30 protein-coding genes, 1 other RNA gene, 2 pseudogenes and 1 other annotated feature are annotated in these 26108 nt (G+C 28.6%); of the genes and pseudogenes, 15 read left to right on the top strand and 18 right to left on the bottom strand.

Annotated features, from left to right (window positions below; genetic code table 11):
* Position 1: 1 nt before the first annotated feature.
* The 3 genes from brxC to AB4Y15_RS08085 are packed head-to-tail and all read right to left on the bottom strand — an operon-like array spanning position 2 to position 4763.
* Entirely contained in the window at positions 2–3565 is a 3564-nt protein-coding gene (gene brxC, locus AB4Y15_RS08095; protein ID WP_427339593.1) for a BREX system P-loop protein BrxC, read from the bottom strand.
* Between the two features lie 19 nt (positions 3566–3584).
* Positions 3585–4166, bottom strand: a complete 582-nt coding sequence (locus AB4Y15_RS08090; RefSeq protein WP_427339591.1) for a DUF1788 domain-containing protein — start codon at positions 4164–4166, stop codon at positions 3585–3587.
* Positions 4167–4763, bottom strand: coding sequence for a DUF1819 family protein (locus tag AB4Y15_RS08085; protein WP_427339590.1), 597 nt, complete (start codon positions 4761–4763; stop codon positions 4167–4169). It lies immediately after the preceding gene.
* 653 nt (positions 4764–5416) lie between these two features.
* Between AB4Y15_RS08085 and AB4Y15_RS08080 the strand changes: the two genes are divergently transcribed.
* From AB4Y15_RS08080 to AB4Y15_RS08030, 11 genes and pseudogenes are all read left to right on the top strand, one after another.
* Positions 5417–6028 carry a hypothetical protein gene (locus AB4Y15_RS08080; protein ID WP_427339588.1) on the top strand — a complete coding sequence of 204 codons (612 nt, stop codon included), beginning with the start codon at positions 5417–5419 and terminating at the stop codon, positions 6026–6028.
* Between the two features lie 108 nt (positions 6029–6136).
* Positions 6137–6397 (top strand): hypothetical protein, encoded by a 261-nt coding sequence (locus AB4Y15_RS08075; protein WP_427339587.1) that lies wholly within the window; start codon positions 6137–6139, stop codon positions 6395–6397.
* A gap of 120 nt (positions 6398–6517) precedes the next feature.
* Positions 6518–6664, top strand: coding sequence for a hypothetical protein (locus tag AB4Y15_RS08070; protein WP_427339586.1), 147 nt, complete (start codon positions 6518–6520; stop codon positions 6662–6664).
* A gap of 38 nt (positions 6665–6702) precedes the next feature.
* Positions 6703–7044: pseudogene (locus AB4Y15_RS08065) on the top strand (ATP-binding protein); the annotation flags it as partial.
* Positions 7045–7373: 329 nt separating this feature from the next.
* Complete coding sequence (locus tag AB4Y15_RS08060) at positions 7374–7799, top strand: helix-turn-helix domain-containing protein (RefSeq protein ID WP_427339585.1); 426 nt, start codon at positions 7374–7376, stop codon at positions 7797–7799.
* 23 nt (positions 7800–7822) lie between these two features.
* Positions 7823–8197 carry a hypothetical protein gene (locus AB4Y15_RS08055; RefSeq protein ID WP_427339584.1) on the top strand — a complete coding sequence of 125 codons (375 nt, stop codon included), beginning with the start codon at positions 7823–7825 and terminating at the stop codon, positions 8195–8197.
* A gap of 23 nt (positions 8198–8220) precedes the next feature.
* Positions 8221–8508 carry a hypothetical protein gene (locus tag AB4Y15_RS08050; protein WP_427339582.1) on the top strand — a complete coding sequence of 96 codons (288 nt, stop codon included), beginning with the start codon at positions 8221–8223 and terminating at the stop codon, positions 8506–8508.
* A gap of 78 nt (positions 8509–8586) precedes the next feature.
* A complete protein-coding gene (locus AB4Y15_RS08045) occupies positions 8587–8778 on the top strand; it encodes a hypothetical protein (RefSeq protein WP_427339581.1) in 192 nt (63 codons plus the stop codon).
* Positions 8779–8869: 91 nt separating this feature from the next.
* A complete protein-coding gene (locus AB4Y15_RS08040) occupies positions 8870–9304 on the top strand; it encodes an ImmA/IrrE family metallo-endopeptidase (protein WP_427339580.1) in 435 nt (144 codons plus the stop codon).
* A 165-nt stretch (positions 9305–9469) separates the two neighbouring features.
* A complete protein-coding gene (locus tag AB4Y15_RS08035) occupies positions 9470–10060 on the top strand; it encodes a DUF4878 domain-containing protein (protein ID WP_427339579.1) in 591 nt (196 codons plus the stop codon).
* A gap of 100 nt (positions 10061–10160) precedes the next feature.
* Entirely contained in the window at positions 10161–10610 is a 450-nt protein-coding gene (locus tag AB4Y15_RS08030; RefSeq protein WP_427339578.1) for a PH domain-containing protein, read from the top strand.
* A 17-nt stretch (positions 10611–10627) separates the two neighbouring features.
* Here AB4Y15_RS08030 and AB4Y15_RS08025 read toward each other — a convergent pair whose 3' ends face one another.
* The 3 genes from AB4Y15_RS08025 to AB4Y15_RS08015 form a co-directional block, all read right to left on the bottom strand.
* Positions 10628–10777 (bottom strand): hypothetical protein, encoded by a 150-nt coding sequence (locus tag AB4Y15_RS08025; RefSeq protein WP_427339576.1) that lies wholly within the window; start codon positions 10775–10777, stop codon positions 10628–10630.
* 44 nt (positions 10778–10821) lie between these two features.
* Positions 10822–11268, bottom strand: coding sequence for an ImmA/IrrE family metallo-endopeptidase (locus tag AB4Y15_RS08020; protein ID WP_427339611.1), 447 nt, complete (start codon positions 11266–11268; stop codon positions 10822–10824).
* 63 nt (positions 11269–11331) lie between these two features.
* Entirely contained in the window at positions 11332–11709 is a 378-nt protein-coding gene (locus AB4Y15_RS08015; RefSeq protein ID WP_427339575.1) for a hypothetical protein, read from the bottom strand.
* A gap of 282 nt (positions 11710–11991) precedes the next feature.
* Here AB4Y15_RS08015 and AB4Y15_RS08010 point away from each other — a divergent pair, with 282 nt between their 5' ends.
* From AB4Y15_RS08010 to AB4Y15_RS08000, 3 genes and pseudogenes are all read left to right on the top strand, one after another.
* On the top strand, positions 11992–12213 hold the full coding sequence (locus AB4Y15_RS08010) for a hypothetical protein (RefSeq protein ID WP_427339574.1): 222 nt from the start codon (positions 11992–11994) through the stop codon (positions 12211–12213).
* A 12-nt stretch (positions 12214–12225) separates the two neighbouring features.
* Positions 12226–12357, top strand: a pseudogene (locus tag AB4Y15_RS08005) (tyrosine-type recombinase/integrase); the annotation flags it as partial.
* 3 nt (positions 12358–12360) lie between these two features.
* Entirely contained in the window at positions 12361–13023 is a 663-nt protein-coding gene (locus AB4Y15_RS08000; RefSeq protein ID WP_427339610.1) for a tyrosine-type recombinase/integrase, read from the top strand.
* A gap of 79 nt (positions 13024–13102) precedes the next feature.
* On the opposite strand, the gene rnpB is transcribed toward AB4Y15_RS08000, so the two are convergent.
* The 5 genes from rnpB to AB4Y15_RS07975 all read right to left on the bottom strand — a co-directional run bounded on the left by rnpB (position 13103) and on the right by AB4Y15_RS07975 (position 16485).
* Positions 13103–13444, bottom strand: an RNA gene (gene rnpB, locus AB4Y15_RS07995) — RNase P RNA component class A.
* A 77-nt stretch (positions 13445–13521) separates the two neighbouring features.
* On the bottom strand, positions 13522–13950 hold the full coding sequence (locus tag AB4Y15_RS07990; RefSeq protein ID WP_427339573.1) for a ribonuclease HI family protein: 429 nt from the start codon (positions 13948–13950) through the stop codon (positions 13522–13524).
* A gap of 1 nt (position 13951) precedes the next feature.
* A complete protein-coding gene (locus AB4Y15_RS07985) occupies positions 13952–14671 on the bottom strand; it encodes a zinc ribbon domain-containing protein (protein WP_427339572.1) in 720 nt (239 codons plus the stop codon).
* A gap of 25 nt (positions 14672–14696) precedes the next feature.
* Positions 14697–15800 carry a Nif3-like dinuclear metal center hexameric protein gene (locus tag AB4Y15_RS07980; RefSeq protein WP_427339571.1) on the bottom strand — a complete coding sequence of 368 codons (1104 nt, stop codon included), beginning with the start codon at positions 15798–15800 and terminating at the stop codon, positions 14697–14699.
* On the bottom strand, positions 15790–16485 hold the full coding sequence (locus tag AB4Y15_RS07975; protein ID WP_427339570.1) for a tRNA (adenine(22)-N(1))-methyltransferase: 696 nt from the start codon (positions 16483–16485) through the stop codon (positions 15790–15792). Before AB4Y15_RS07975 ends, AB4Y15_RS07980 begins: the two co-directional genes overlap by 11 nt.
* Before the next feature lie 134 nt (positions 16486–16619).
* On the opposite strand from AB4Y15_RS07975, the gene AB4Y15_RS07970 reads away from it, so the two are divergent.
* Complete coding sequence (locus AB4Y15_RS07970; RefSeq protein WP_427339569.1) at positions 16620–16799, top strand: hypothetical protein; 180 nt, start codon at positions 16620–16622, stop codon at positions 16797–16799.
* Between the two features lie 27 nt (positions 16800–16826).
* Here the strand turns inward: AB4Y15_RS07970 and rpoD are convergent, their stop codons facing one another.
* From rpoD to glyQ, 7 genes are all read right to left on the bottom strand, one after another.
* Positions 16827–17921 (bottom strand): RNA polymerase sigma factor RpoD, encoded by a 1095-nt coding sequence (gene rpoD / locus AB4Y15_RS07965; protein WP_427339568.1) that lies wholly within the window; start codon positions 17919–17921, stop codon positions 16827–16829.
* An 18-nt stretch (positions 17922–17939) separates the two neighbouring features.
* Positions 17940–19772, bottom strand: coding sequence for a DNA primase (gene dnaG / locus AB4Y15_RS07960; protein ID WP_427339567.1), 1833 nt, complete (start codon positions 19770–19772; stop codon positions 17940–17942).
* 239 nt (positions 19773–20011) lie between these two features.
* Positions 20012–21022 (bottom strand): deoxyguanosinetriphosphate triphosphohydrolase, encoded by a 1011-nt coding sequence (locus AB4Y15_RS07955; RefSeq protein WP_427339566.1) that lies wholly within the window; start codon positions 21020–21022, stop codon positions 20012–20014.
* A gap of 259 nt (positions 21023–21281) precedes the next feature.
* On the bottom strand, positions 21282–22103 hold the full coding sequence (locus tag AB4Y15_RS07950; protein ID WP_427339565.1) for a pyruvate, water dikinase regulatory protein: 822 nt from the start codon (positions 22101–22103) through the stop codon (positions 21282–21284).
* Between the two features lie 12 nt (positions 22104–22115).
* Positions 22116–22757, bottom strand: a complete 642-nt coding sequence (gene ccpN, locus AB4Y15_RS07945) for a transcriptional regulator CcpN (protein WP_427339563.1) — start codon at positions 22755–22757, stop codon at positions 22116–22118.
* A gap of 84 nt (positions 22758–22841) precedes the next feature.
* Positions 22842–24923 carry a glycine--tRNA ligase subunit beta gene (gene glyS, locus AB4Y15_RS07940; RefSeq protein WP_427339562.1) on the bottom strand — a complete coding sequence of 694 codons (2082 nt, stop codon included), beginning with the start codon at positions 24921–24923 and terminating at the stop codon, positions 22842–22844.
* Positions 24913–25800, bottom strand: coding sequence for a glycine--tRNA ligase subunit alpha (gene glyQ, locus AB4Y15_RS07935; RefSeq protein WP_427339561.1), 888 nt, complete (start codon positions 25798–25800; stop codon positions 24913–24915). Before glyQ ends, glyS begins: the two co-directional genes overlap by 11 nt.
* Before the next feature lie 97 nt (positions 25801–25897).
* Positions 25898–26068, bottom strand: a binding site (T-box leader).
* Between the last annotated feature and the right edge of the window lie 40 nt (positions 26069–26108).

The following is a 26108-nucleotide window of genomic DNA, read 5'->3' as shown; positions in this document are numbered from 1 at the left end:
TCTAAATCAATTTAAGTATTGTGTTTTCTTTTAATTCGCTTTCTAATTTTCTTCTAATGTCATCTAAAAGTTTCTCTATATCTTCTTTTGTTTCAATAGTTGTTACACAATGAAGAATATTCGCTAAACTGATATTTACAACTTTTTTTGTTCTATATCCTTCTTTAGGTTCATCGTTTACAATTTCAGGTCCATATTCTTCAAGTTTTGGTTTTCTCTTTTCCTTTTCTTTTTCTATTTCATTAAAACATTTAATTTTAAGTCTATCAGATTCTTCTTTCATAGCAATGGCTTCATAGAAATTATTAGCAGAATCTAATCGGTTTAACAAATCGTCAAATTGAGATTTGAACTTAGAACTTAAATCATCTTTAAAATCATATAGTTCAAGTTCTTTCATTACCTTTTCATAATCATTTACTATTACCTCTCTCACAGGCTCACATTCTTTTTCTAATAATTCGGTAAATCTTCCAACAAATTCATCTATAAGGTTTGGTAGTTTTTGAATTTGTGAGTAAGGTCTTTCTGATTTAATAATTTTTTCAATTTCACTTATTATCTTTATTGCTTCTTCATCTACAACATAAGTCTTATTTTTCTCATATATTTCTAATTTTTCAACTGCTTTATCAAATACTTCTTTCTGATTTTTAAAGAATTTCTTAACATCATAAACATCTTCTTCATAATCTAATAAATCATCTTTTAATTCATATACTCTTTCAAAGAATTCTTTTGCATCTTTTATCTTAATAATTTCTTCAAATAAACTTTTTCCTTTTTCCAATATTTCTTTTCCTGGATATCTAGTACCATCTCTATACTCAGATAATAATTTCATAATATTATCAGGACTTTTATAAAGTTCATTATCGCAAAGTTCTTTAAATCTATTCATTAATCCATCTTCATCCGAAGGCATTGCTGTATGATTAAATAATTCTTTAGCAAGATATTTTACATTAGAAATATATTTTGCAGGTGTCTTTGTTCTCTTTTTAATAATTAATCTATCTAAGTAATCTCTTTTTGTTATATACTTGATTAAGTCTTTATCTGAAGTGTTAAGATATTCACTACCAAGTTGTAATTTTATTTCTTGTGATTTAAACAATTTTAATACAATTCCTCTTATATCATCTTCTCTCCAGCCATAAGGTGCTTTTGAAAACAAATCGATTAGCGTCTTTAATGTAATTGGTATATTTCTCTCAGTATTTCTTTCTATATAACTATTTATTTCTTCTATGGCCAATTTATTTGGTATATCATCAGTTAACTTAATCTGCATATTATCTTCTAATAAAATATCATGTAGATCTTTAGTCCCCTCTACAAATTTAGTTATATAATTTAATTTACTATACATGTTGTCTATTAGATATTTAAAACCTTCATTAATTCTTTCAATAGGATGCTTTGGTTTAATATTTAACTTCTGTGAATTCGCATATATATCTGCATTTTTTAATGCTTCTATCAATAATGTTGTTACTCTTTTTTTCCTTTCTGTTATTTCTCTTGATTTTCTAATTTTTATTTCTTCAATTTCAGGAATAGATTTTGTTCCACCTTTTCTTTGTAGATATGTTTGAATTCTTAGGATCTGATCTATTTCTTCTAAAAAAGATGTATCTGCTGGCAGTTTAACTATTAAATTATTCTCTCTTGCTGACATCATTCTTAATTCATTCTCTGTAAGTTCAACTCCAGTATCATAATATGGAGTGATAATTTTTAGCCCTATTTCACTTTTCTGAGGTGATAAAAATCTATCATCAATGATTTTGTTGAAATCAAAATAATATCTCGCATTATATCTATATTTTTTCTCGTCATATATACCATTAAATATTTCTTCTCCTGCTTTTAAAATTATCTCTCCCACGTCTACAGGAATATGTTGAATCTCTTTATTTACATCTTGTTCAGCATGAGTGAGAAATATATATTCATCTCCATTCTTCTGAATTAAAGTTTCTTTTAATAGCCTTTTTAAAGAACCCTCTATCTGTTTTTTAAGTTCAATTTTATCATCATCTATATGTTTAACCATCAAGGTTGCAATATTTTCAATGTTTGAAGGTATCTCTTTTACATATTTAATTAAAAACAAGACTTTCAAAACCTCTACATCCTGTTCAGTTAAATTATCATTATCTTGAGCATGTAAGATTACTGTACGAATATTAGAATCTAAAAATGCCTCTATTGTTTCATAAAATGCCGAAAAAGGAATAAGTACGCCTTCTTCACAATCTGCATGTGCAATGGCTGCTTCTTGAAAAGCACTTAGTAAAGACCTCTCTCCTTCTGATAAATGCTTTCCACTAGCACCATGAAGCCTTATACCAGTAAATACAGATTGAAGCAAATTAAACTGATATGGTATAAAAGGATATACCTCTATAAAATCATCTACTGATTTATATGTTTTCATTTCTGCTGTGTCTGCTGAAAATGTTATAAGATTTTTTATTATCGCTTCCTTCTCTGCATATAAAAGTTTCAATGTCTCTTTTGCAGTATCATTCTTAAGTAGTATACGCTTTTTTATTACTTCATCTACATTAGCACTAGATAGATTAATTCTTGTATTAAATCTTCCTTGTATTTTTGAAAAGTCATTTCCTTTTACCTTTGTTATCGAATCAATATCCTGCTGTGATGTTACTATTACCCATGCCCTTCCACCACACTGCGTTCCTAAATCTTCAACTACTGTTTGAAGATTTAGCATAAGTTTAGCATCATCACCTATATATTGACCAATTTCATCAACTAAAAATATTACATGATGGTTTCCACCCTTTGATTCAATGTATTCTCTTACCCTACTAGCAAACTTTTCAACACTTAAAGAGTAGTTTTCTTCTGCTCTATTAAACCAATTTCTTGCTGCTTCAATACTCATTTTCGTTGTTGCTGCTAAGGCTTCTACTATATTATCTTCTTCAAAGTAAAAATCTTCTCTGGCTTCTTCCCATGTGTTTCCTGAAAGTTCTTTGAATTTTGCTTTAAAGGCTTCATATGTACCATCCTTTACCATCTGTCTTTCTAAGTCTGCAACCCATGGTATTGAGCCACAAAATCCCTGCATTTCGTTAAAAACTTTATTGAATACTTTTACAACAGCATCTTTATTTGCTTTAGAATCAGAATCTGACTTAGAATCTATATTAAATAAAATAATATCAGCACTAACATCTCCTGCTATTTTCATATCTGCTAAAACTAAAGGATCCTTAATCTTATCCTCAAAAAAACTTACAGCTTTCTTGCCATTAACCTCCTTATTTTCTAGTAAATAAGATAAAATCTTTAGGAAGTGTGATTTACCACTTCCAAAGAAACCACTAATCCAAACTCCCATTTTATCTGTGTAATTATTAATACTTTTTTTATAGGCTTCAAAGAAATCACTAAAATGTTTTAAAAGTTCTCTAGTAACTACATATTCTTCTAATTCCTGATACACATTTGTATCATCTTCTTGCCCAATTTTAATAACTCCTTTTATATCCCTCTCAATGTCTTTGTAAAACATTTTTCTAAGTTGCATTCTTTATCCCCCCTGATATTTATCTTTCAATTAATTTAAATGCTCTATAATAGTTATCATCTTTAATCTCATTAAATAATTGCAATTCTAAACCATCATAAGTTCCCGGAAAAAACATAACAAGTGGAACTTCATCTATAACTGAATGTAATGTATTTAAAACTGTATGTGATCTTATAATAGGCCAAGCCTTTCCAACTCCAGTTAAAAATACAATGTCATTTTTGCTAACTCTTTTTCTTATATAATCAACCACTAAATCATTTTTTTGTGTTAATCTAAGTGTTTTTTTTATAGCATTGATTATGTATTCAGTTCCTTTCTTTTTTTCCATATCAAAAACTTTATCTAAATAACCTTTACTTTCTAATATTTCTAATATAATTTCATATAAATCAAATTCCTTTATTTGAATTTCAGAATCGTCATTATTAATTTTCTGTTTTAAAAACTCTATATGCTCTCTTACAATTATTTCATCTTTAGGATCATAATCGAATATATAATATCCAATTTCATTTCCTAATCCTTTATTCTCTCTAAACCTTTTTTCTAATAATTTTGGTAAAATCTGATCTAATCTTTCATAAATTGTTCTCATCTATATCTCTCCTATCATAGCCTCTAAATAAATTTGATCACCTTTTTCTTTTAAATAATCTATTATTTCTTTTTCCATTATTGGTGGTGTTATTTCTATATCTTTTTTATGTTTTTTAATAAATCCTGCTTCATTTAAAATTCTTTTATAAACTTGTTTTAATTTATAAAAAGTATAATCTTCCCATGACGCTATTTGTTCACTTTGCTCTGCCTTCCTTTGAAAAAAGATACTAAAATCTTTATCTGTTATAATAAAATCTTTTAATAAATATTTCTCTCTATATACTTCAATCATAAAATCAAAGAATAATCTATCAGTCTTTAATATGCTGTATAATGCCAACTGCTTACTAGTTTCTAAATTACCATTGACAATTTTATCCAATAAAAACTCATCTAAAACTTCAAGTCTTTTTAGTATCTTTGAAGCAATTTCTTTTTTTCGACTCTCTGTATTAACTAAAAATATATTATCCTCAATGGCTTTTCTTTTTATATCAATATCATTAAATCCTTGTAATTTAAGAGTTGCAGCCTTTTTAAGTTCTAAATATAAAAAAGGCATTGATTTTAATGTAGATGTATATTTTAACATTTTTATATAAATTCACCTCTTTTTCTGGTCCACTTTACACTTTAATATTAATTATATCACTTATAATTATTTATTGCATCAAAATTATTTCCTATGATTTCTAAATAAGCTTAAATAATACCTAATTATATAATAAAATCCTTTAATTATTATTATTGTAAATAAAAGAATTTTCAATAAAACCAATTAGCATTCTTAAATGAACTCGGTTTGCATGTTTACTCGTATTGTACAGAACTAAAAAAACACTACCCTTAAAGGTAGTGTTTTGCTAAATGTAAACGAGTAAGTCTATAAGCCGAGTTCTGTATTCCAAAAATAATATAATTTAAAATACTTTATCGTACCACACTTTATTATTATACTTTATAAACTGTTGAAAAATCAATACTTTTATAATTTAATATAACATAGTTTATTTTTTGATATCATATTCATTGGTGGCAAATCGGTAGCAAAAAGGTTGCAAATATAAAATTGCCACCCATTTTATTAGTCATCTATTTAATTCATCCCTAACTCTTTCAATGCATTTTCTGTTAATGTCATAGTTCTGTTTATGTTAATCTAAAAGTAGTCCACGGTATTAATTGAAAAATCCACCACAATAAAATATACTACCCCTATACAAAAGTATAGGGGGCTAGTGGAGGATGATAAGTTTGAAACAAAAAGCAGAAATCTTACTAAAATATTTTAGAGAGGGTGAATCACAGAGAGGAATAAGTAGAACTATTTCAAGAAAAACAGTAAGAATTGAAGAGAAGTTACAAAAATTAGGTAGTGAAAGTGATGAAAACAAGATTCTTTTACTAATTGAAGAGATAGTATCAAAGCCTAAATATGACACATCAAAGAGAAAAAAAGTTAAGCTAACAGACGAAGTTATTGAAATAATAGATAAGTGTCCTGAGGAAAATGAAAAGAAGAAACTTTCAGGCAAATCAAAGCAAATAATGAAGAAGATAGATATTCATGAGTATATAATAGAAAAAGGCTATGATATAAGTTATACAACAGTTTGTAACTATATTAGAGAGAAAGGAGAGATTAAAGAAGCTTTTATCAGACAGGAATATATGTTAGGAGAGACACTAGAATTTGATTGGGATGAGGTTAAGCTAAACATTGATGGAAAAGATACAGTACTTAACATAGGACTATTTACAACAGCTAAAGGGTTATATCACTATGTAAGACTCTATAGGAATAAAAAGATGGAAAATTTTCTAGATATACATGTTAAAGCTTTTGAAAACATATGAGGGACACACAAAGAAATTATCTATGACAATATGAAACAAGCAGTAAAAAAATTTGTAGGACCAAAAGAAAAAAAGCGAGAGAAGATTTAATTAAACTTTCATTATACTATGGGGTTTAGACATAGATTTTGTAATGCTAGAAGTGGTAATGAAAAAGGGTACGTAGAAAGGGGAGTTGAATATATAAGAAGGAAAGTTTTTTCAAGGGAAGAAGCCTTCGGCTCAATTGAAGAAGCAAATAAATATTTACAAGAAAGACTAATTAAAGAAAAAAGGGTTAAAGTCAGTATTAGAAGCAATAAAAGAATTATCACAGATAAAAAGAAGTATTGTCAATACAGACAATATCAAAAACATTATTCTAAATAGACCTCCTAGTAATGAAGAAAATTTTTTAGGTAAAAACAACGAAATTGAAAAAGTTTCTGTTGATTTAATAAAGAAAATTAATAATATTTTTAATATGAACTCCGAAGGAGGTCTAATAAATTGAGAAATGGGTTATTAAGTGAAATCAAAGAATACATTAAAGAACCTAAAATACCGGGAATTAATCAATCTCCATACGATGTAAGAAAAGAGAATGGTAAGAAGAATAGAATAAAGAATGCTAATTTCCATACAAAAAATATCTAGAAGATTTAAAAACTGAATATTTACCTAAAGAAGCCAAGAAACGCCTAAAAGAACTTAAAACTTTAAAATTTATCGAGGAAGGAAAAAATATCATATTTGTCGGAAATCCAGGGATAGGTAAAATACATATTTCAATAGGGCTTGGTATTGAGGCTTATAATGTTGGATACAAAGTATTTTTTACAACAGTCCCACTTCTTATTAACGAACTTAAGGAGTCGCGTAGTGAAAAGAGATTGCGTTCTTTTGATAGATGGGATGAAGTTTTTAAAGATTGTGTATTAACAGCCGCTTTAATAGATAGACTTACTCATAAATCATATGTCATTAATATGAATAGAGATTCTTACAGAATGAAAGAAACTATGGAGTGGTATTGATGGTATACTTTTCGATTAAAATTTAGGGGAATTTTCAGTTGACAAATACAAATTCAATATTTGTATAAGTAGCTCTGCTAATTCCTACTAATTATGCAACTTTTTCGTGTGTTAACCCCTTTTCCAACCTTATTCTTCTTAATTTATTCCTCATAGCATCACCTCCTGTTAAGTGTCATTTAGCAACGTCCTTGATTACATTATAGCGTCAATTAGACACATCATCAAGAATAATTTTATATTTTTTATTTATTTTGTTCATTTTAGACACCAATGTTTATTTGAGACACTTTTTAAATTAAAATATATTGTAAGGGAGGTTACTAAAAATGACTTTTGCTGAAAGATTAAAATTATTAAGAGAAGAAAAAGGATTAACGCAACAAGACATTGCTAATATATTAGATGTTGGTAGAGCTACTATTGCTGGATATGAAACTAAGGGTAAACAACCAGACTATGAAAAACTGAAAAAACTTGCCGATTTCTTTAATGTTTCAATAGACTACCTCCTAGGTCGTACAGATATCCGCAATCCAGAAAAAGAGCTTACTCCTGAAGAAAAATACCCAAAAGTAACTGATGTGGAAGAAGCTATGAAAATTATACTAGAGCAACCTGGTCTTATGCTGAACGGTGAACTTCTTACTGACGAAGATAAACTTATTTTGGCTAACTCAATTCAGATAGGATTAAGACTTGCCGAAGAACGTAGACGTGAGCGTCAAAAGCAAAAGAAAGATAAAAAGGATTAAATTAAATAGAAAGGACGTTTGATATGGAAAAAACTTTAAATCTTATACTTAAAAAATTGGATTCAATTGATAGTGAAATTAAAACTATCAATAATCGTCTTAATAACCTTGAAGAAGGGCAAAAAAACCTTGAAAAAAGACAATTGAATTTAGAAGAAGGACAAAAACAAATCAACGAACGTCTTTATAAACTCGAACAAAATCAAGTAAAACTTGAAAATAAAATAGATTCAATTAAAGATTTTCTAATTCAAGTAGAATCTAAAAATGCTGAAAGACATTTAGAAATTATTAGCAAGATTAATACTTTAGAAAAAAACTTAACAGTTATTGAAGCTGTATCTGGTAAGAACATGACAGATATTGCTATACTTAAGTCTATAAAAATAAGAAAATAAGTAGAAAAAAAGGAGTTTTTGATATGGAAAACAAAGTATATGAATTATTAGAAAAAATGTATGTTGAAATGAATGAAAAATTTTCAAATCTGGAAAATGAAATTAAAACTATTAAATCCGACATAAAAGACTTAAAAGAAGGACAAATAAAACTCGAATCTGATATAAAGGAACTAAAACAAGGTCAAGAATTAATAAAAGACCATATCGACCAATTAGAATCTAAAAACGCTAATAGACATATTGAAACATTTTCTAAACTTAATAATATTGAAAAAGATATAAAGTTTATAAAATACAAGCTGCATTAAACAAAAGAAGATGTGTTCGATATTAAAGACCATTTAAAAATTATAAAATAAAGAATAAATCCAGAAGGGACGTTTGATATGGAAAAAACTTTAAATCTTATACTTAAAAAATTGGATTCAATTGATAGTGAAATTAAAACTATCAATAATCGTCTTAATAACCTTGAAGAAGGGCAAAAGAAACTAGAAAAAGTACAACAACAAATTAGAAATGAATTAAAATATATCTGGGATGATATCAAACGCCTTGATAGCAGATTAACTAAATAAGAACAAGAAACATATATATTAAAAAGACTTAAATAAAAATTCAAAAAACCTTCAAATCACTAGTAAGCAATGGGAACAAGGGGGATTATTATTGGTTAAACAAATAGTACTAGGACTTATAGAGCTATATGATACTAAAGACCCTTTTGAACTTTGTGATTGTTTAGATATTATTGTTACTAAACACCCTATGGGCAATAAGATACATGGTTTCTTTCAAAAAACTAATGATGGAATAGAAATACTGCATATAAATAGTGAACTAGATTATCATATGCAGAAATATATATGTGCACATGAGCTTGGACATGCTATACTTCAACCAGAATTATCCATCGGTTTCTTTATTGAACATCCTCTTCAAATAAAAACAAAGGCTGAAATTCAAGCTGACAAATTCGCTGCAGAACTACTAGTTCCAGATAATATCCTTGAAAAATATCCTGATTTTACTCTCGAACAAGTTGCTGCAGCTGAAAATATTCCTTTAGAACTGCTAAAACTCAAATTCAATATAAAGATTTGAGTATTTTTTAAAACTTTTTAACCGAACATAAGTTTGACATTTTTCGACAATAATCAACATTTTATAAGGAGGTGATTTGGTGGAAATTACAGCTCTAGGATTTTGACATGTAAGATTTGTATAATTACAGGTATTAATTATTGAAAGTGAGGAGGCACATTATAAATGAAAAAACTTTTATCTTTTTTATTAATTTTAACATTATCAATAACTATGAGTGCATGTTCAGGTCCTAAACCTGAAAATACAGTAAAGTCTTTTTTAGATTCATATAAGAATGGTAATATAACTGAAGCTATAAAATATGTAGAAGGTAATGAAGATTTTAATATTGAAAAAATAAAAAAAGATTTTGAAGCAAATCAAAACGATAAAACTACCCAAGCTTTTCTAAAAGCCTTTAGTAAACTCGAATATAAAATAATAAATTCTAAAGTAGAGAATAACACTGCTGTTGTTGAAACTGAAATAACTGTACCGAATTTAGGTAAAGTAATAGCTGAATTAATGAAAGAAGCTTTTACATTAGCTTTATCTTCTGCTTTCAGTGATAATAATAATCAAAGTGATATGGATTCAATGATGGAAACTATGCTTTTTGATAAAATAAATAGCGAAGATATTCCTATGGTTAAAAAGATTGTAAATATAAATCTTGTAAAACAGGATAATTCTTGGGTAATAAAAGCAAATGAAGAATTCATAAATGCAATTACTGGAAATCTATTAGAGATATCAAAAGTTTTTGGTGAATAATTTAATTTCAAAACTATTTTCAATTTGACTAATTATATCGACTTATATTCAAAATTAAGTATAATCTACATAACAAACTAATTGTTAGGAGGTTAAAAATATGTCAAAAGGATTTTTTGGCAACTTAATAAACGGTATTGCAGGTAACTTAAATCAAATGGATCCTAATACTGCAAAAGAACAATATGGTAAATTTTTAATAGATGATGAAGAAATTCAACAAGCTTTCACTTTAATTAGAGACGTAATTATATTTACTAACATTCGAATAATTATAATAGATAAACAAGGCACTACAGGAAAGAAAATGTCTGTTAAATCCATCTTCTTAATGAACATTGTTGATTGTGAGATGGAAACTGCTGGCGCCGGTATTGATGATAGTGAAATTACTATTACTTATTTAACAAATGTAAAGAGAAAATCAAACTATGAAAATACTAAAACACATAAATTTGAATTCCCAAAAAAAGCAAATATTGAAGGCTTATATAAATGGTTATTCTCTCTAGCATATAAAAATCGTTTAGAAATAAATGACATTGCATAAGAGAATAGGCATCTCACCTATTCTCTTTTCATTTTTATATTTAACGGTATAACTTTACCTTCTCTAGTTAAAGTACCTTTAGGTAAATTACATAATTTTTCTATTTCATCTACTTCATAAGTTAAATCACCAATTATTTCATAACTTGTTTTTATTCCATTATCCAACAGCAGCATCATTGCTTGTTTTAAAGCAGAAAGTTTTTCAGGAATTAGTACATCATCAAAAGGTTCTTTTTTCTCATTTTTCTATATGACATCTGCTTATTTAAGTATAAAATTTTATTGTCTGTAAAAATTCCTAATTCATCACAGCGATATATCATAGAAGCTATTGATACTTTCCAACGCTTTTTCAATGATATAAAGTGATCTATAGAAATTGAAGTAACTTCCTGAGCAAAACTATCTTCTGGTAGTAAAAATGCACCTACAAAATAATGTGCTTCTTTCTCAATTCTTTTTAAAACTTTAGGGTCTTTTAAATCTTCTTGGTCTACATGAGTATGAAGTAATAAATGCCCTAATTCATGAGCTATATCGAATCTAGAACGTACTGCTGAATCTTTATCTGATCCAAGAAATATAAATGGTCTACTACCTATCCATTGTGAAAAGGCATCGATTTTTTCATGACCAAGCTCTATTCTAGAAATAATAAAACCTTTTTTCTCTAATAATAAAGTTATGTTGCTAATAGGCCCTAATCCTAGTAATATTTTCTAAGTTTTAAAGCAATATTTCCTATTGCATTCTGCTTCTCTAGGTGTCTTATATTTATTGTTTAAGTGGCTAATAGTTGCAATTGAATTAGAAGTAATAAGCTCTATATGCTTATAGTTTCTCCTTTTATTTGGTAATATACGATACTTCAAAGGTAATTGGTTGTTATCAATCATTCTTTTAAATTCAAACTCTACTGCGACATTTCTAATGTATCCCGTTAAATTATCTGCTACGCTCCAATCTAATATTTCATTTTCACATTTTAATTGTGTCTCAGCAGAATATACTCTTTTTATAATTGGAACAAATTTTAACCTTACTAATAATGGATATTCTCTATTTAATAACTCTTTAGCATTTTCAAATTTCTTCATAAATTTCCTTCTTCTTTACAATATTTTACTGCAATTATTTTGCCATTTATATGTTCTTTAGTCAAGTTGTAGATATAAAAATGTTGTTTTGTCAAGTAAAGTTCTTTATCGTCAGTGAACAGTCTTTTTATACCTTTTTAAGCTTCAGATATAGCAAACAAGAAAAATTATAGAAAAATATAAAAAAGTATTATATAAAAAATAAATGATAGAACATATGTTTGTAGGCTGCGGATATATTTTTAAGTTTTTTGTGTATATCAAAAAATTTTTAGAGCAAAAGTGATAAAAGAAATATATAGAAAGGATGGTATTATGCAAGGTGGCGTAAGAAAAAGAGGTAAGAAGTGGTATTATTATTTTTCTATTACAGTTAACGGTAAAAGAAAGAAAATTGAATGTGTTGGAGGAAATGCAAAGAAAGAAGGTTTAGATGCTCTAAGAAAAGCATTAAATGAATACGAAATGGGATATATAGAGCCAAGTAAGATTACTGTATATTAGTATTTAACTAATTGGCTTGAAAATTACATTAAAGAAAACAGAAAAATTAACACATACAATCGATATAAAGGTATATTGGATAATAATATATTACCGAATATCGGAAGTATAAAATTAAAAGATTTAAAACCTATACACATTGAAACTATGATAAATACAGAGAAGAAAAAAGAATTAAGTGGATTAAGTTTACAAAATATTTATGGTGTATTAAATTCAGCCTTGAATAGAGCAGTTAAATTAAGGTTATTGAGTGATAACCCATGCAAATATGTAGATAGACCTAAAAGGGATAAATTTATTGCTAATGTGTTAACTGTAGAGGAATTTTATCAGATGCTAGACTCACTTGATATAAATAAGTATAATGACTATATTTTCTCATTAGCTTTGCAAATCGTGCTTGAACTAGGACTAAGGCGTGGTGAACTAGCAGGATTAGAATGGGAAAATGTAGATTTTGAAAATAATTTAATTACGATAAAAAACAATTTGGTGTATTCGCATGGTAAAACTTATCTCGTGGATCCTAAAACAGAAGAAAGCGAACGAACATTATATATTTCTGATAACTTAAAAAACCTTCTTAGAAATCACAAAAAAGTCCAAAACGAAAATAAATTACGCTATGGGCCACATCATATTAAGAATGTTTATAACGGAAAAGAATATGACTTTATAATGACTTGGGAAAACGGGAAGCATGTTCATCCACTCTATTATACTCAAAGATTTAATAGACTATTAAAACAATTAAATATAAATAGAAAAATTCGATTTCACGATCTAAGACATACTAAAGGCTACTGAAAAATTAACAAATTTACTGGGCGGTGGCAAAATGGTGGCAAAATTAAAATAACATCTGCTTTAAAGCAGATGTTATCAATAAACGAGTAAGTCTATAAGCCGAGTTCTGTATTAGACAGTCATCTATCTACGCCTATTGTTGCCAATAGGCTCTAGCGACCTACCAATCGGGACGGTGACGGGCCACCACCTTTTTATGTCCCTAGCTTGGTCTTGCTCCAGATGGGGTTTACAGAGCCAGCTAGTCGCCTAGCTGCTGGTGAGCTCTTACCTCACCTTTCCACCCTTACCTGCAAAAGCAGGCGGTATATTTCTGTTGCACTATCCTTAGGGTCGCCCCCACTGGGTATTACCCAGCATCCTGCCCTGTGGAGCTCGGACTTTCCTCATGCTAAACGCATGCGACTGTCTGACTTACTCGTTATTCTTTTTTTCATCGACAAAGAATACTATAACACAATAAATGCTTTTAGTCAAATGGTAATTATAGTTAACCTTTTATAGACTACTTCTTTTAATACTAATACTTTTCGTATCCATTGCTAAATTTGCTAACTCATCAGCTCTTTTATTTTTTTCTCTTCTAACATGATATATACTAAAACTATCAAACTGGCTAATCAAAGAGTTTGCCATTTCATAGAATGGTTTCATTCTTTCATTTTTAACTTTATATTCACCTTTTATTTGTTTAACTACTAATTCACTATCCATATAAAGTTCAATGTCTTTTATACCCATCTCATAAGATAGCTCCAAAGCTCTAACCAGAGCTTTATATTCAGCAACATTATTAGTCTGAACCCCAACATATTGGCTTAGCTCAAGCACTACATTGTTCGATTCGTCATATATAACGACTCCAATACCAGCTAAACCGGGATTACCTCTTGAACCACCATCTGTATGTATTACTGCCTTCTTCATTTTATTCCTCCTGCTTTTTATAATATAGAATCCTACCGCAATTATCACAATAAGTGATACTATTACTATGTTTTAAGCTTGATAATATTGACAGAGGAACAACCATGTAACAACCCGTACACTTATCTCCTTCTACCTCAACTACTGCCTTCCCTTTATTTTTTAATAATGTATTGAATTTTCTCAAACTGATTTCATCTATATCTGCTGATATTTTTTCGATTATCTCTTTTTCCTTTTTTATATCCGCTTCTACCTTTTGTATTAAGTTATCATTTTCAATAATTATTTGTTCTAAGTTTTTCTTTAATTCATCATAAGTCTTTTCAATTTCAACAATTTCACATTTAAGATTATCGACTTCATCCATTAATAATATTATTTCAGTTTCCAATTTTTCTATCTCTTCTTTAATTTTCTTACTTTCATTTTCCATATAAGTAAGTTGTTTTATATCATTTATCTTACCACTATATAATTTATCTTCAATTTCTTTAACTTCATATTTCAATTGATTAACTTTACTATTATACCTATTAATCTTCATATTGTTTACTTCTAGTCTTGTCTTTTTATTCTCCAAATCATATTCATATTGATGTATTTTTACCTTAAACTCTTCTATTTCATCTCTCTTGTTTAAATCCTTTAACTTTTTTTCTAATTTATTAAGCTCTAAATAATGTTTTTGTAACTGCCACAAAAGTTCTAATTGAATCATTAAATCCCCTCCTTACCCCCATTTATCAAAAAATTTCATAGGGGACACTATTAAAATTACTTATATATATATCTATACTGTTACCAACCTCATTTTGTATATATTCTTTCAAGTATGGTAATATTACTTTTTCAGTATCATAATGATTCGCATCTATTAAAGCCAAGCCTAAACTTATAGCTAATTGTGCTTCATGATATTTTATATCTCCTGTTACCAATACATCTGCTCCTTTTTTTGAAGCTATTTTAATAAACTCAGCACCACTCCCCCCACAGACAGCTACTTTTCTTACCTCCTTATTTACATCACCTATTACTTTGATAAACTTGCAATTAAGCTTTTCTTTAACATATTTTGCAAAACTACCTAGAGTAGTAACATCTTGTAAATCACCAATTCTACCATATCCATACTCAAAACCTTTATTATTTAAAAGGTATATATCATAAGCTACCTCTTCATAAGGATGTGCTTTTATCATATTTTCTACAACTGTATCTAAAATACTTTCTGGTACTATGGTTTCAATTCTTATTTCTTCTACTACTTCTACTTTCCCTTCAGTCCCTATAAAAGGATTTGTCCCCTCTCTAGGCATAAAAGTTCCAAACCCATTAATATTAAATGTACAATGACTATAATTTCCTATCCATCCACCTCCACTTTCAGTTATTGCATCCCTAACCTTTTCTACATGTGTTTTAGGAACAAATACGACTAACTTGTACAACTTTTCTTCATATAATTTGCTTAGTATATTTGTATTTCTTAACTGCAGTATGTCAGCTAAAATATCATTTACGCCACCTTTACATACATCTAAATTTGTGTGAGCACTATACACAGATATATCATGTTTAATAATATCATAAAGCATTTTCCCTTTAGTGTCATTCAAAGTAATTTTAGATATAGGATTAAATAAAATTGGATGATGAGATATTATCAAATCAACATTTTTATTTATAGCTTCTTGAACTACTTCTTCTGTAACATCTAATGTTAGCATAATGGTCTTTACATTCTTATTAATATCACCAATTTGAAACCCGCAGTTATCCCACTTATCGATTAGTTTATTAGGAGCTATTTTCTCCATTATGTCTAATATTTCTTTAACAATCAATGGATTTTAATACCTCCTTCAATTTCTCATATTTTCTCTTTATGATATTTAATTTTTCTCGTGCTTTTATTGATTCATTTATTTTAATCTTTTTCAGTATATCTTCAGTCTCTTTTAATTTTTTCTGAATAAATTCTTTTAATAACGGATCTTTATTCTCTATCAATTTTTTGCCTATCTCAAAGTATATCTCATCTTCAATACTATCCTTGCCATGTCCTACTAACATAACTTCATATATTTTATCTCCCTCTTTAGCTAACTTTTCATCAATAATTTTATAATTATGTTTAACTAAATACTTTCTCAGTTCATCAGATGCAATCATAGGTTGTAGAATAAAATTATCTATTGTTTCAGCAATCTTACTTCCATCTTCAAGTATCTTTTTAATTAATAAACCACCCATACCAGCTATAATAACGGTATCTACTTCATTTGGTCTTAATGTTCTTAATCCATCACCTAGTCTTAAATCTATCTTATGGTTCAATTTTTTCAAACCTATATATTTTCTAGCACTTTCAAGTGGTCCCTTATTAACATCTGAAGCAATAACTTTTTTAGAAATATTGTTTTCAATAAGATATACAGGTATATAACCATGATCTGTACCGATATCTGCAACAGAAGAATTATTTTTAACATAATCAGCTATTACTTTAAGCCTTGGTGATAACCTCATAGCTCTTCTCCTTTTATCTATATTTAATTTTATATAATAGTTCTTAATTATATTATACCATTACTATTTAAATTTACTAAAAAAATATATTAAAAACTGTTACTATTGGGAAAACTATTGTTGAGGTGTTTGCTATGAATCGTAAACCAAATAAAATTAAAAATTTTTATGACATTCCAACTTTTACTTGGGGTGGTACAACACTTAATTGGCAAAAAGAAGCTGAAGAACTAAAAGACTATATTAATGAAAAAAACGATGATATTGAAACCAATAATTCTAAAAAACACTATTATCTAAGAGACCAAAATTAAAGATTCGCCAAAGGCGAATCTTTAATTTTACTCTAAAAAGTCTTTTAACTTTTTACTTCTGCTTGGGTGTCTTAACTTTCTTAAAGCTTTCGCTTCAATTTGTCTAATTCTTTCTCTAGTTACATCAAACTCTTTACCAACTTCTTCTAATGTACGTGCTCTACCATCTTCAAGCCCAAACCTAAGAATTAAAACCTTCTGTTCTCTAGGCGTTAATGTATCTAATACTTCTACCAACTGCTCTTTGAGTAAAGTAAATGTAGCTGCTTCAGAAGGTGCTTGTGCGTCATCATCAGGAATAAAATCGCCAAGATGACTGTCTTCTTCTTCCCCAATTGGTGTTTCTAATGAAACAGGTTCTTGAGCTATTTTCAATATTTCTCTAACTTTTTCTTCTTCTAGATTCATCTCTTTTGCAATCTCTTCAGGAGTAGGTTCTCTTCCTAGAGTTTGTAGTAATTGTCTAGAAACTCTAATTAATTTATTTATTGTTTCAACCATATGAACAGGTATCCTAATAGTTCTAGCCTGATCTGCTATAGCTCTAGTAATTGCCTGTCTTATCCACCATGTAGCATAAGTACTAAACTTATAACCTTTTCTATAATCAAACTTTTCAACAGCTTTTATAAGTCCCAAGTTGCCTTCTTGTATTAAATCTAAAAAGAGCATTCCTCTACCAACATACCTTTTTGCTATGCTTACCACTAATCTTAAATTTGCCTCAATTAATCTCTTCTTTGCCGATTCATCACCTTGTTCCATTCTTTTTGCCAATTCAATTTCCTCTTCTGCTGTAAGTAGTGGTACTTTTCCTATCTCTTTTAAATACATTCTAACAGGATCATCTACACTAATCCCTTTAGGCAAAGATAAATCATCTTCTGTAATTTCTTGTATTTCTTCTTTTTCTAGTAATATTTCGTCTTCTTTATCTCCAACTATATCTATTCCCATTTCCTCTAAACCTTGATATATCTCATCTATTTGATCTGAATCAATATCTATCTCCTCTAATGTATCCATAATCTCTTTATATGTTAACATACCTTGCTTTTTACCTTTTTCAATCAGCTTCTTCATAGTATTTATTTTCATATCTTTTTCTTTATCTTTACTCATTTAGTTCCCTCCCTTCAGCTAAAACAAACAGTGTAGTTTTAAAGCTTTGTCTAATTCCATTAGCTCTAAACATAACATTTTTAATTTTTCTTCCTCTCCTTCACTTATAACTTTCTTAGACTCTATAAGTTTTATCTTTTCTTTTATCTGCTTTCTTTTTATCTTCAACTTGTAATAATTTATTTTTTTTAAATAATCATCTACAGCTTTATCTCTTTCACTATCATCAAAATTTATTTCAATCGCCAGAACTTCATTTACTTTATCTGATTCGGAATTTGAAAAGTTATCAATAAGCTCTTGCTTTGTAATCTTCCTACCTTCTTTATAGTTATCATAAACTATTTCTGCAATTCTTCTATTTATTGGGTCAAGAAAATCTTCTGGCGAAAAAATTTCTTTAATTTTTTCGTATATATATTCGTCATTAATTAATAAATTTAAAAGGCTTTTTTCTGCAGTTAAATGACCAGGTTCCAAAACATTCTCTACTGGAACAATCTTACTTTTATTATTATCTCTATAATTCGCATTTATATACTTGTCCTCTAATCTGGTTTTAATGTCTTTTATTCCAAAAATTTCTTTTTTTATAGCATCAACAGAAATATTAGTTTCATCAGAAACTCTATTAATATATACATCTCTTTCGACAGGACTTGATATATTTTTTATGCTCTGCGATATATTTTTTATAAAATCTACTTTACCTTGAACAGTATTTATATCAAACTTCTTTCTATAATATAATATTTTAAAATCAATATAATCTAATGCAGTATCAAATAATTTTTCAAATGACTCCTTTCCAAATCTATTAATATATTCATCTGGATCTAATCCATCAGGTAAAACTATAACTCTAGGTTTAAACCCCATTTTCTTAAGCAAATCTAGTGCTTTATTAGATGCTTTTAATCCTGCATCATCTGAATCATAACAAATATAAATACTATCGTTCCATCTCTTTAGCATTCTACATTGATTTTCTGTAAAAGCTGTACCAAGAGAAGCTACACTATAGACAATACCTTTATTATATAAAGAAATAACATCCATATAACCTTCAACTAATAAAATTTTATCTATTTTTGAGTTTTTATATATCAAATTTAAACCAAATAAGTTGTTACCTTTAGAAAACACAAGAGTATCTGGAGAATTCAAATACTTAGGTACAGAATTGTCTAATACTCTACCTCCAAAACCTATAACTTTACCTCTTGTGTTTACTATAGGAAACATAACTCTATCTCTAAATCTATCATAAAAACCATTTTTGCTTTGCCTCTCAATAATTAAACCTGCTTCTAGTAATTCTTCTTCATTGTAACCCTTTGATACTAGGTATTTTAGTAAATCATCCCATGCTGAATTAGCATATCCAAGGCCAAAAACTTTTATAGTATTATCTGAAACACCTCTTTTTCTAAAATAATTATAACCCCTGCTACTTTTCTTTAAATTATAGTAAAAATATCTAGCTGCTTCTCGATTTATTTGATAAAGTCTATTTTTTCTTCTTTCCAGTTCAACATTCTTTTTCATATTACTTTCATCAATTTCGATACCTGCTCTATCAGCTAATAGCTTGATGGCTTCTTTAAAGTCTAGGTTTTCATATTTCATTATAAAAGTGATTACATCGCCACCTACTCCGCACCCAAAGCAATGAAAAATCTGCTTTGAAGGTGATACGACAAAAGAAGGAGTTTTCTCATTATGAAAAGGACATAGTGCTTTGTAATTAGCACCAGTTCTTTTTAAACTAATGTATTGTGAAATAACTCCTACTATTTCATTTTTTTCTCTTATTTCCTGGATTAAATCTTCATTTAATGGGTTTGACATAAATATCACCTTTTTAAATACTATTCGTCAAAAATAGACTTTTTTCCTTCCCTTCAAACAAAAAACCCTGCTTAAAATGGAAATATATTAGAAAAACATAAACATTTTTTATGGCAGGTTTAAATTATTCGACATATATCGATATATTCCTTCTTATTAAAAAAAAATTTTATAAATTTTTGTTTAGTATTTTATGGATTAATTTGATTTTTATTTAATTTTTTTCATTTTATACTATATTATTTTTGCCATGGACGAGGAACAAAAATATCTTTAAAAACTCTAATTGCATATCTGTCAGTCATCCCAGCAATATAATCACATACTATTTCTTCTTTAGTTCTCTGAATAGTTTCATAATGTTTTCTATGTTCAACAGGTATTTTTTCGAAATTTTTATTATAATATTCATAAAGCTGTTCTATTATGAATTTCGCTTTATCTTCTTCTGATTTTGCTTTTTTATTCAAATAAACATTTTGAAACATAAAATCTCTAAGTTTATTGGTATAGTAACTAATTTCCTCACTCATTTTTATATCGTTTTTTTCATAACTATTTTTTATGATATCCACAATCATTGTATTTATTCTTTCTCCATGTGTAAAACCTAACACTTCTATACAGTCTTTCGGTAAGTCCTTTTCAGATATTATTTTAGCTCTTAATGAATCGTCAATATCATGATTTATATAAGCTATTCTATCAGCTATTTTTACTATTTTCCCTTCTAATGTAACAGGATCTTTGTCGCCCGTATGATTTAAAATTCCATCTCTTACTTCATGTGTTAAATTTAAACCTGGCTTCCCATTATGAAACTCTAAATAGTCAACTACCTTCAAACTTTGTTCATTGTGCCTAAATCCTTTTGAAAAAATTTCATTTAAAACCTGTTCTCCCTTATGCCCAAAAGGTGTATGCCCTAAATCATGCCCTAAAGCAATAGCCTCTGCTAAATCCTCATTTAATCTTAAAGCCCTAGCCAAAGTTCTTGAAATTTGTGCTACTTCCAACGTATGAGTAAGCCTCGTTCTATAATGATCTCCTTCTGGTGCAATAAAAACTTGAGTCTTATGTTTAAGTCTACGAAACGCTTTCGAATGAACTATTCTATCTCTATCTCTCTGAAACTCTGTTCTAATACTACACTTTTTTTCTTCAAATCTTCTTTTAGCTTCAGAACTCAAAGCTGCATATTTAGATAGGATGTTTCTTTCTAACTCCTCTATTCTCAATCTTATATTCATCAGGCATCACCTTTTATTATTTTTCCAAAGATTTATAAAGCTATTATTTAATATATACAACATATAAAAGTATAATCCTTCTATTTATTTTTTAAAAACTAGCTTTTTAATTATTTGAACAAAATCTTCGATTTGAATAAATCAAGGTGGATTTTGTTGAAAGCCATAAACGGAAATTATATTTGAAATTATCCACAATTTAATATGGAATATAATTTCCTATAGATTATAAAAAGAGTGCTTAAAAATAGCACTCTTTTTAAACTTTTAATAAGTTGTTTTCCTTAATAATCTCCATAATTATGTTAGCACTTTCTTCAACAGCTTTGTTTGACACATCGATTACAACACAGCCTAATTTTTTCATTATCTTCTCTGAATATTCAAGTTCTTTAAGTATTCTATCCATACTAGCATAACTAGCAGTATTACTTAAACCTAATGCCTTTAATCTTTCTTTTCTTATTTCATTTAATTTTATAGGATTTGCAGTAAGTCCTATTATTTTTTTAGGGTCAATTTCGAATAATTCTTTTGGTGGAGATACTTCTGGTACTAAAGGTATATTAGCTACTTTTATATTCTTATGAGCTAAATACATACTAAGAGGAGTTTTAGAAGTTCTTGATATACCTATAAGAACAATATCTGCTAACTTAATACCTCTTGTATCTTTTCCATCATCATATTTTACTGCAAATTCAATAGCTTCTACTTTTCTAAAATACTTTTCGTCCAGTTTTCTAATAAGCCCTGGTTCTCTTTTCGGCTCGTGTCCAACAACATTTTTAACTGCATTTATTACTGGTGTCATTAAATCAATTGCTTGTATATTATATTTTTTTGCATTTTCAAGTATAAAATTCCTTAATTTTTCAATAACTATTGTAAAAATAATTATACAATTTTTATCTTTAGCTTCATCAAAAATTTCGATTATTTGCTCCTCTTCTGTAATATATGGAAATCTTTTAATATTATATTTCCCTGAATTAAATTGACTTATAGCTGCTCTAGCAACTTGTTCACCAGTTTCACCTATCGAGTCTGATAAAACATATACAACCATTTCTTTCCCCATTCAACTACCCCCTTAACGATTTTTTACTAAATCAACAAATATTTTTGTAATATTTGTTTTTGAAATTCTACCTACAACTTTATATCCTTTAACTCCATCAATCTCAGCATCTTCTACTACAGGAAGGCTATCAACTTGATGCTCTATAATTTTCTCAGCAGCTTCAATAATGCTTTCTTCTGGTTTTGCAACAATTATATTAGGCATCCTGGTCATTATTACTCCAACAGGTATTTTATTTATATCTACTCCACCTATAGCACTCTTAAGAAAATCCTTTCTTGAAACTACTCCTGCAAGCAATCCTTTTGAAACTACATAAACCGTTCCTACATCTTCTAAAAAAAGAGTTACTATAGCATCATAAACTGTAGTTGATTCATCAACAACAACAGGCAAAGACTTAATATCGTCTACTTTAATTTCTTTTATATAATCTTTATAAAAATCTAAATTGGATTTACCAGAATAGAAATAACCCACTTTAGGTCTAGCTTCTAAAATACCTGACATTGTAAGTATAGCTAAATCTGGTCTAAGAGTAGCTCTAGTTAAATTTAATTTTTTTGCAATCGCTTCACTTGTTATAGGCTGATTTTTCTTAACTATATCAATTATCTGATTTTGCCTTTCAGTATACTGAATAACACTCACCTCTTTTCAAACAGAAATATTTACTATATTTTATCAAATTGTATTCTTAAGATAAAGCCCACCAATTGGTGGACTTTATTATAGTTATTTTATAACAATTTTTGATAAGTCACAGATCGAAAGCATCATATCTGATATTTTCTTAATTAAACCTAACCTATTATTTTTCATATCTTCATCCTCAACCATAACCATAACATTATCAAAGAAATTATCTATTGGCTCTTTCAAGTCGATAAGGGTATCTAAAGCTCTGTCATACTCTCTTTCTCTTAGATACTCATCAACTTTATCTTTTATACTAATATAAACTCTATATAAATCACGTTCCTTATCTTCAGTCAACAACTCCTCATTAACAATATCAGAACTTGCCTTTTTAGCCAATTTAGTAACTCTATTAAAAGCAGCTATAATCTCACCTAATTCTTCTTTGTTTATCCATTTATTAAGTTCTTCTGCCCTAATATAGAGCTCAGTTATATTATCTAAACCAGTAGATATAACTGCATCTACTACATCATATCTTATACCCATTTCTATAAATAGATTTTTTATTCTTATTTTAAAGAAATCTAATATTTCTTCTTTTACTTTTTCTTTATCAAACTCCAATCCTTTTGAATCTTTATATATAGATAATGCATAATCAATAAATTCCCCTAACGAAATGTGTAAATTTTTATCCAATATTATATTAATTATACCAAGTGATTGTCTTCTCAATCCGTATGGGTCTTGAGAACCCGTTGGTTGTATGCCAATTGCAAAACAACCTGCTATTGTATCGATTTTATCAGCTATACTTAATATAGCACCAGCAGTAGTTGTAGGCAATTCATCATTTGCAAACCTAGGCAAATAATGCTCATAAATAGCCAAACTAACTATTTCATTTTCGCCAGATATTTTACCATATTCTCTACCCATAATTCCCTGTAATTCAGTAAACTCATAAACCATTTTAGTTACCAAGTCAGCTTTTGAAAGATAAGCAGCTCTCTTTACATCTTTTTTAGTTTCTTCTCCTACTTCTAAATATTCACTTATTCTTTCCACTAATTCTACAAGTCTAGTAGTTTTCTCATACATAGTTCCTAATTTATCTTGAAAAACAATATTTTTAAGTTCTTCTACATAATCCTCTAGAGGTCTTTTTATATCTTCGTTATAGAAGAATTTAGCGTCTTCAAGTCTCGCTTCTAATACTTTTTCGTTACCTTTTGTAACAATATCTAGATATTCTTCATTACCATTTCTAACTGCAACAAAGTATGACATCAATCTACCCTTATCATCTACAACAGGATAATACCTTTGATGTTCTTTCATCGGAGTAGTAATAACTTCCATAGGTAGTTTTAAATATTCTTCTTTAATCCTACCTAATAAAGGTGTTGGATACTCAACTATATATGTTAGCTCCTCTAAAAGTTCTGAATCTTCCAATATATTTCCACCTTTACTTTTAACTAATCTATCACAGCCATGTTTTATTAAATTTTTTCTTTCCTCTTGGTCAACAATAACATAATTTTCTCTTAACTTATCAATATATTCATCTACATTGCTAATCTCTATGTCCTTTTTACCTAAGAATCTATGCCCTTTTGTTCTATTTGACACTAGAATACCATCTAAATCAAATTCTATAATCTCATTTTCTAATATTGATACTATCCATCTTATAGGTCTAGCAAATCTAAAGCTTTTTCCTCCCCATCTCATAGACTTAGGGAAATTTATAGACTTTATAAGAGTAGGTACTTTATCCTTAAGTACTTCTCTAATATTTTTTCCTTCTACAATTTTATTTACATATACATAATCTTCTCCATTATATTCTTTTATAATAACATCTTCTGGACTAACTCCCTGTCCCTTAGAAAAACCAATTAGTGCTTTCGTCGGATTACCGTCTTTGTCATATGCAATTCTCTTAGCAGGTCCTTTCACTAATTCATGTAAATCTTCTTGCTTTTCATTAAGTCCATATATAATAGCAACCAATCTTCTCGGCGTACCATAAACTTTAATATCTTCGAAATCTACTCTTTCATCTTTAAACAAATTTTCAAACCTCTCTCTTAATTGACTAATCGTTTGCTCCATAAATCTTGCAGGTATTTCTTCTACACCTATCTCCAGTAGATATTTATATGTCATTTCTAGCACCTCCTTTTAATAGCGGAAATCCAAGCTCTTTTCTTTTTTCAATATATTTTGCTGCTACAAGTTTAGCTAAATTCCTAACTCTTCCAATATAATTAGTTCTCTCTGCCACGCTAATAGCACCTCTAGCATCTAATACGTTAAAAGTATGTGAACATTTTAAGACAAAATCATAAGCTGGTAAAACAAGTCCTTTTTCTATTAATTTTTTAGCCTGTTCTTCGTATGTATTAAATAAATTTAAAAGCACATTTATATCAGCTTCTTCGAAACTATATACAGAATGCTCATATTCAGCTTGCTTAAAAATTTCACCATACTTTACTCCATCTACCCATTCAATATCAAAAATATTGTCAACATCTTGTAAATACATTGCAATTCTTTCTAGTCCATAAGTTATTTCAGCAGATTCTAATTCACAATTTATACTGCCTATTTGTTGGAAATATGTAAACTGTGTAATTTCCATACCATCTAGCCAAACTTCCCATCCTAAACCCCAAGCACCTAAAGTTGGAGCTTCCCAATTATCTTCAACAAACCTAATATCGTGCTTTAATGGATCAATACCTATAGCTTTAAGACTTTCTAAATACAGTTCTTGAACATTATCTGGAGATGGTTTTAATATAACTTGAAGTTGATGGTGTTGATATACTCTATTAGGATTTTCACCATATCTAGCGTCTGCCGGTCTTCTTGAAGGCTCAACATATGCTACCTTCCAAGGTTCTGGTCCTAATGCCCTTAAAAATGTTTGTGGATTCATTGTTCCTGCGCCTTTTTCAATATCGTACGGCTGAACAATTATGCATCCTTTATCTCCCCAATATTTTAGCAGAGTCATTATCAAATCTTGAAACTTCATTATCATTCCTCCCTGTATTTTAATTATTCAAACCTTCCACTAGTTTACAAATACCACAATGTCCAATTACCTAAAAAAACCTTTCATCCCCATAAGACATAGGGACGAAAGGTTCCTTCCGCGGTTCCACCCTATTTGATGCCATTTGGCATCCTCTTTAAAAAAATGCTCAGAAGCGCCCTTCATCAACGGATTATACTGGGCTCCCACCGTCCCCAGCTCGCTTAAATAATGCCTATTGACTACTCCTCTTCATCATAGCATTTTTATGCTTTTGTTAAACATAATTTAGCAAATTATTATTTGTT

Source organism: Caloranaerobacter longqiensis (assembly GCF_050286925.1).
Lineage (GTDB): Bacteria > Bacillota > Clostridia > Tissierellales > Thermohalobacteraceae > Caloranaerobacter.
This window is presented reverse-complemented; position numbering and strand designations above follow the sequence as displayed.

Bases quoted from the DNA above. Each gene is read 5' to 3' on its own strand.
- AB4Y15_RS08050 (WP_427339582.1), top strand. From the start codon at position 8,221: ATGGAAAACAAAGTATATGAATTATTAGAAAAAATGTATGTTGAAATG.
- AB4Y15_RS08030 (WP_427339578.1), top strand. From the start codon at position 10,161: ATGTCAAAAGGATTTTTTGGCAACTTAATAAACGGTATTGCAGGTAAC.
- AB4Y15_RS08000 (WP_427339610.1), top strand. From the start codon at position 12,361: ATGATAAATACAGAGAAGAAAAAAGAATTAAGTGGATTAAGTTTACAA.
- AB4Y15_RS07990 (WP_427339573.1), bottom strand. From the start codon at position 13,950: ATGAAGAAGGCAGTAATACATACAGATGGTGGTTCAAGAGGTAATCCC.
- AB4Y15_RS07955 (WP_427339566.1), bottom strand. From the start codon at position 21,022: ATGAATATAAGATTGAGAATAGAGGAGTTAGAAAGAAACATCCTATCT.
- AB4Y15_RS07975 (WP_427339570.1), bottom strand. From the start codon at position 16,485: ATGAGGTTATCACCAAGGCTTAAAGTAATAGCTGATTATGTTAAAAAT.
- AB4Y15_RS07970 (WP_427339569.1), top strand. From the start codon at position 16,620: ATGAATCGTAAACCAAATAAAATTAAAAATTTTTATGACATTCCAACT.
- AB4Y15_RS08085 (WP_427339590.1), bottom strand. From the start codon at position 4,763: ATGTTAAAATATACATCTACATTAAAATCAATGCCTTTTTTATATTTA.
- AB4Y15_RS07950 (WP_427339565.1), bottom strand. From the start codon at position 22,103: ATGGGGAAAGAAATGGTTGTATATGTTTTATCAGACTCGATAGGTGAA.
- AB4Y15_RS08080 (WP_427339588.1), top strand. From the start codon at position 5,417: ATGATAAGTTTGAAACAAAAAGCAGAAATCTTACTAAAATATTTTAGA.
- AB4Y15_RS07985 (WP_427339572.1), bottom strand. From the start codon at position 14,671: ATGATTCAATTAGAACTTTTGTGGCAGTTACAAAAACATTATTTAGAG.
- AB4Y15_RS08090 (WP_427339591.1), bottom strand. From the start codon at position 4,166: ATGAGAACAATTTATGAAAGATTAGATCAGATTTTACCAAAATTATTA.
- glyS (WP_427339562.1), bottom strand. From the start codon at position 24,923: ATGACATATAAATATCTACTGGAGATAGGTGTAGAAGAAATACCTGCA.
- brxC (WP_427339593.1), bottom strand. From the start codon at position 3,565: ATGCAACTTAGAAAAATGTTTTACAAAGACATTGAGAGGGATATAAAA.
- AB4Y15_RS08055 (WP_427339584.1), top strand. From the start codon at position 7,823: ATGGAAAAAACTTTAAATCTTATACTTAAAAAATTGGATTCAATTGAT.
- dnaG (WP_427339567.1), bottom strand. From the start codon at position 19,772: ATGTCAAACCCATTAAATGAAGATTTAATCCAGGAAATAAGAGAAAAA.
- glyQ (WP_427339561.1), bottom strand. From the start codon at position 25,800: ATGAAGTTTCAAGATTTGATAATGACTCTGCTAAAATATTGGGGAGAT.
- AB4Y15_RS08045 (WP_427339581.1), top strand. From the start codon at position 8,587: ATGGAAAAAACTTTAAATCTTATACTTAAAAAATTGGATTCAATTGAT.
- rpoD (WP_427339568.1), bottom strand. From the start codon at position 17,921: ATGAGTAAAGATAAAGAAAAAGATATGAAAATAAATACTATGAAGAAG.
- AB4Y15_RS08015 (WP_427339575.1), bottom strand. From the start codon at position 11,709: ATGAAGAAATTTGAAAATGCTAAAGAGTTATTAAATAGAGAATATCCA.
- AB4Y15_RS08060 (WP_427339585.1), top strand. From the start codon at position 7,374: ATGACTTTTGCTGAAAGATTAAAATTATTAAGAGAAGAAAAAGGATTA.
- AB4Y15_RS08075 (WP_427339587.1), top strand. From the start codon at position 6,137: ATGGGGTTTAGACATAGATTTTGTAATGCTAGAAGTGGTAATGAAAAA.
- AB4Y15_RS08035 (WP_427339579.1), top strand. From the start codon at position 9,470: ATGAAAAAACTTTTATCTTTTTTATTAATTTTAACATTATCAATAACT.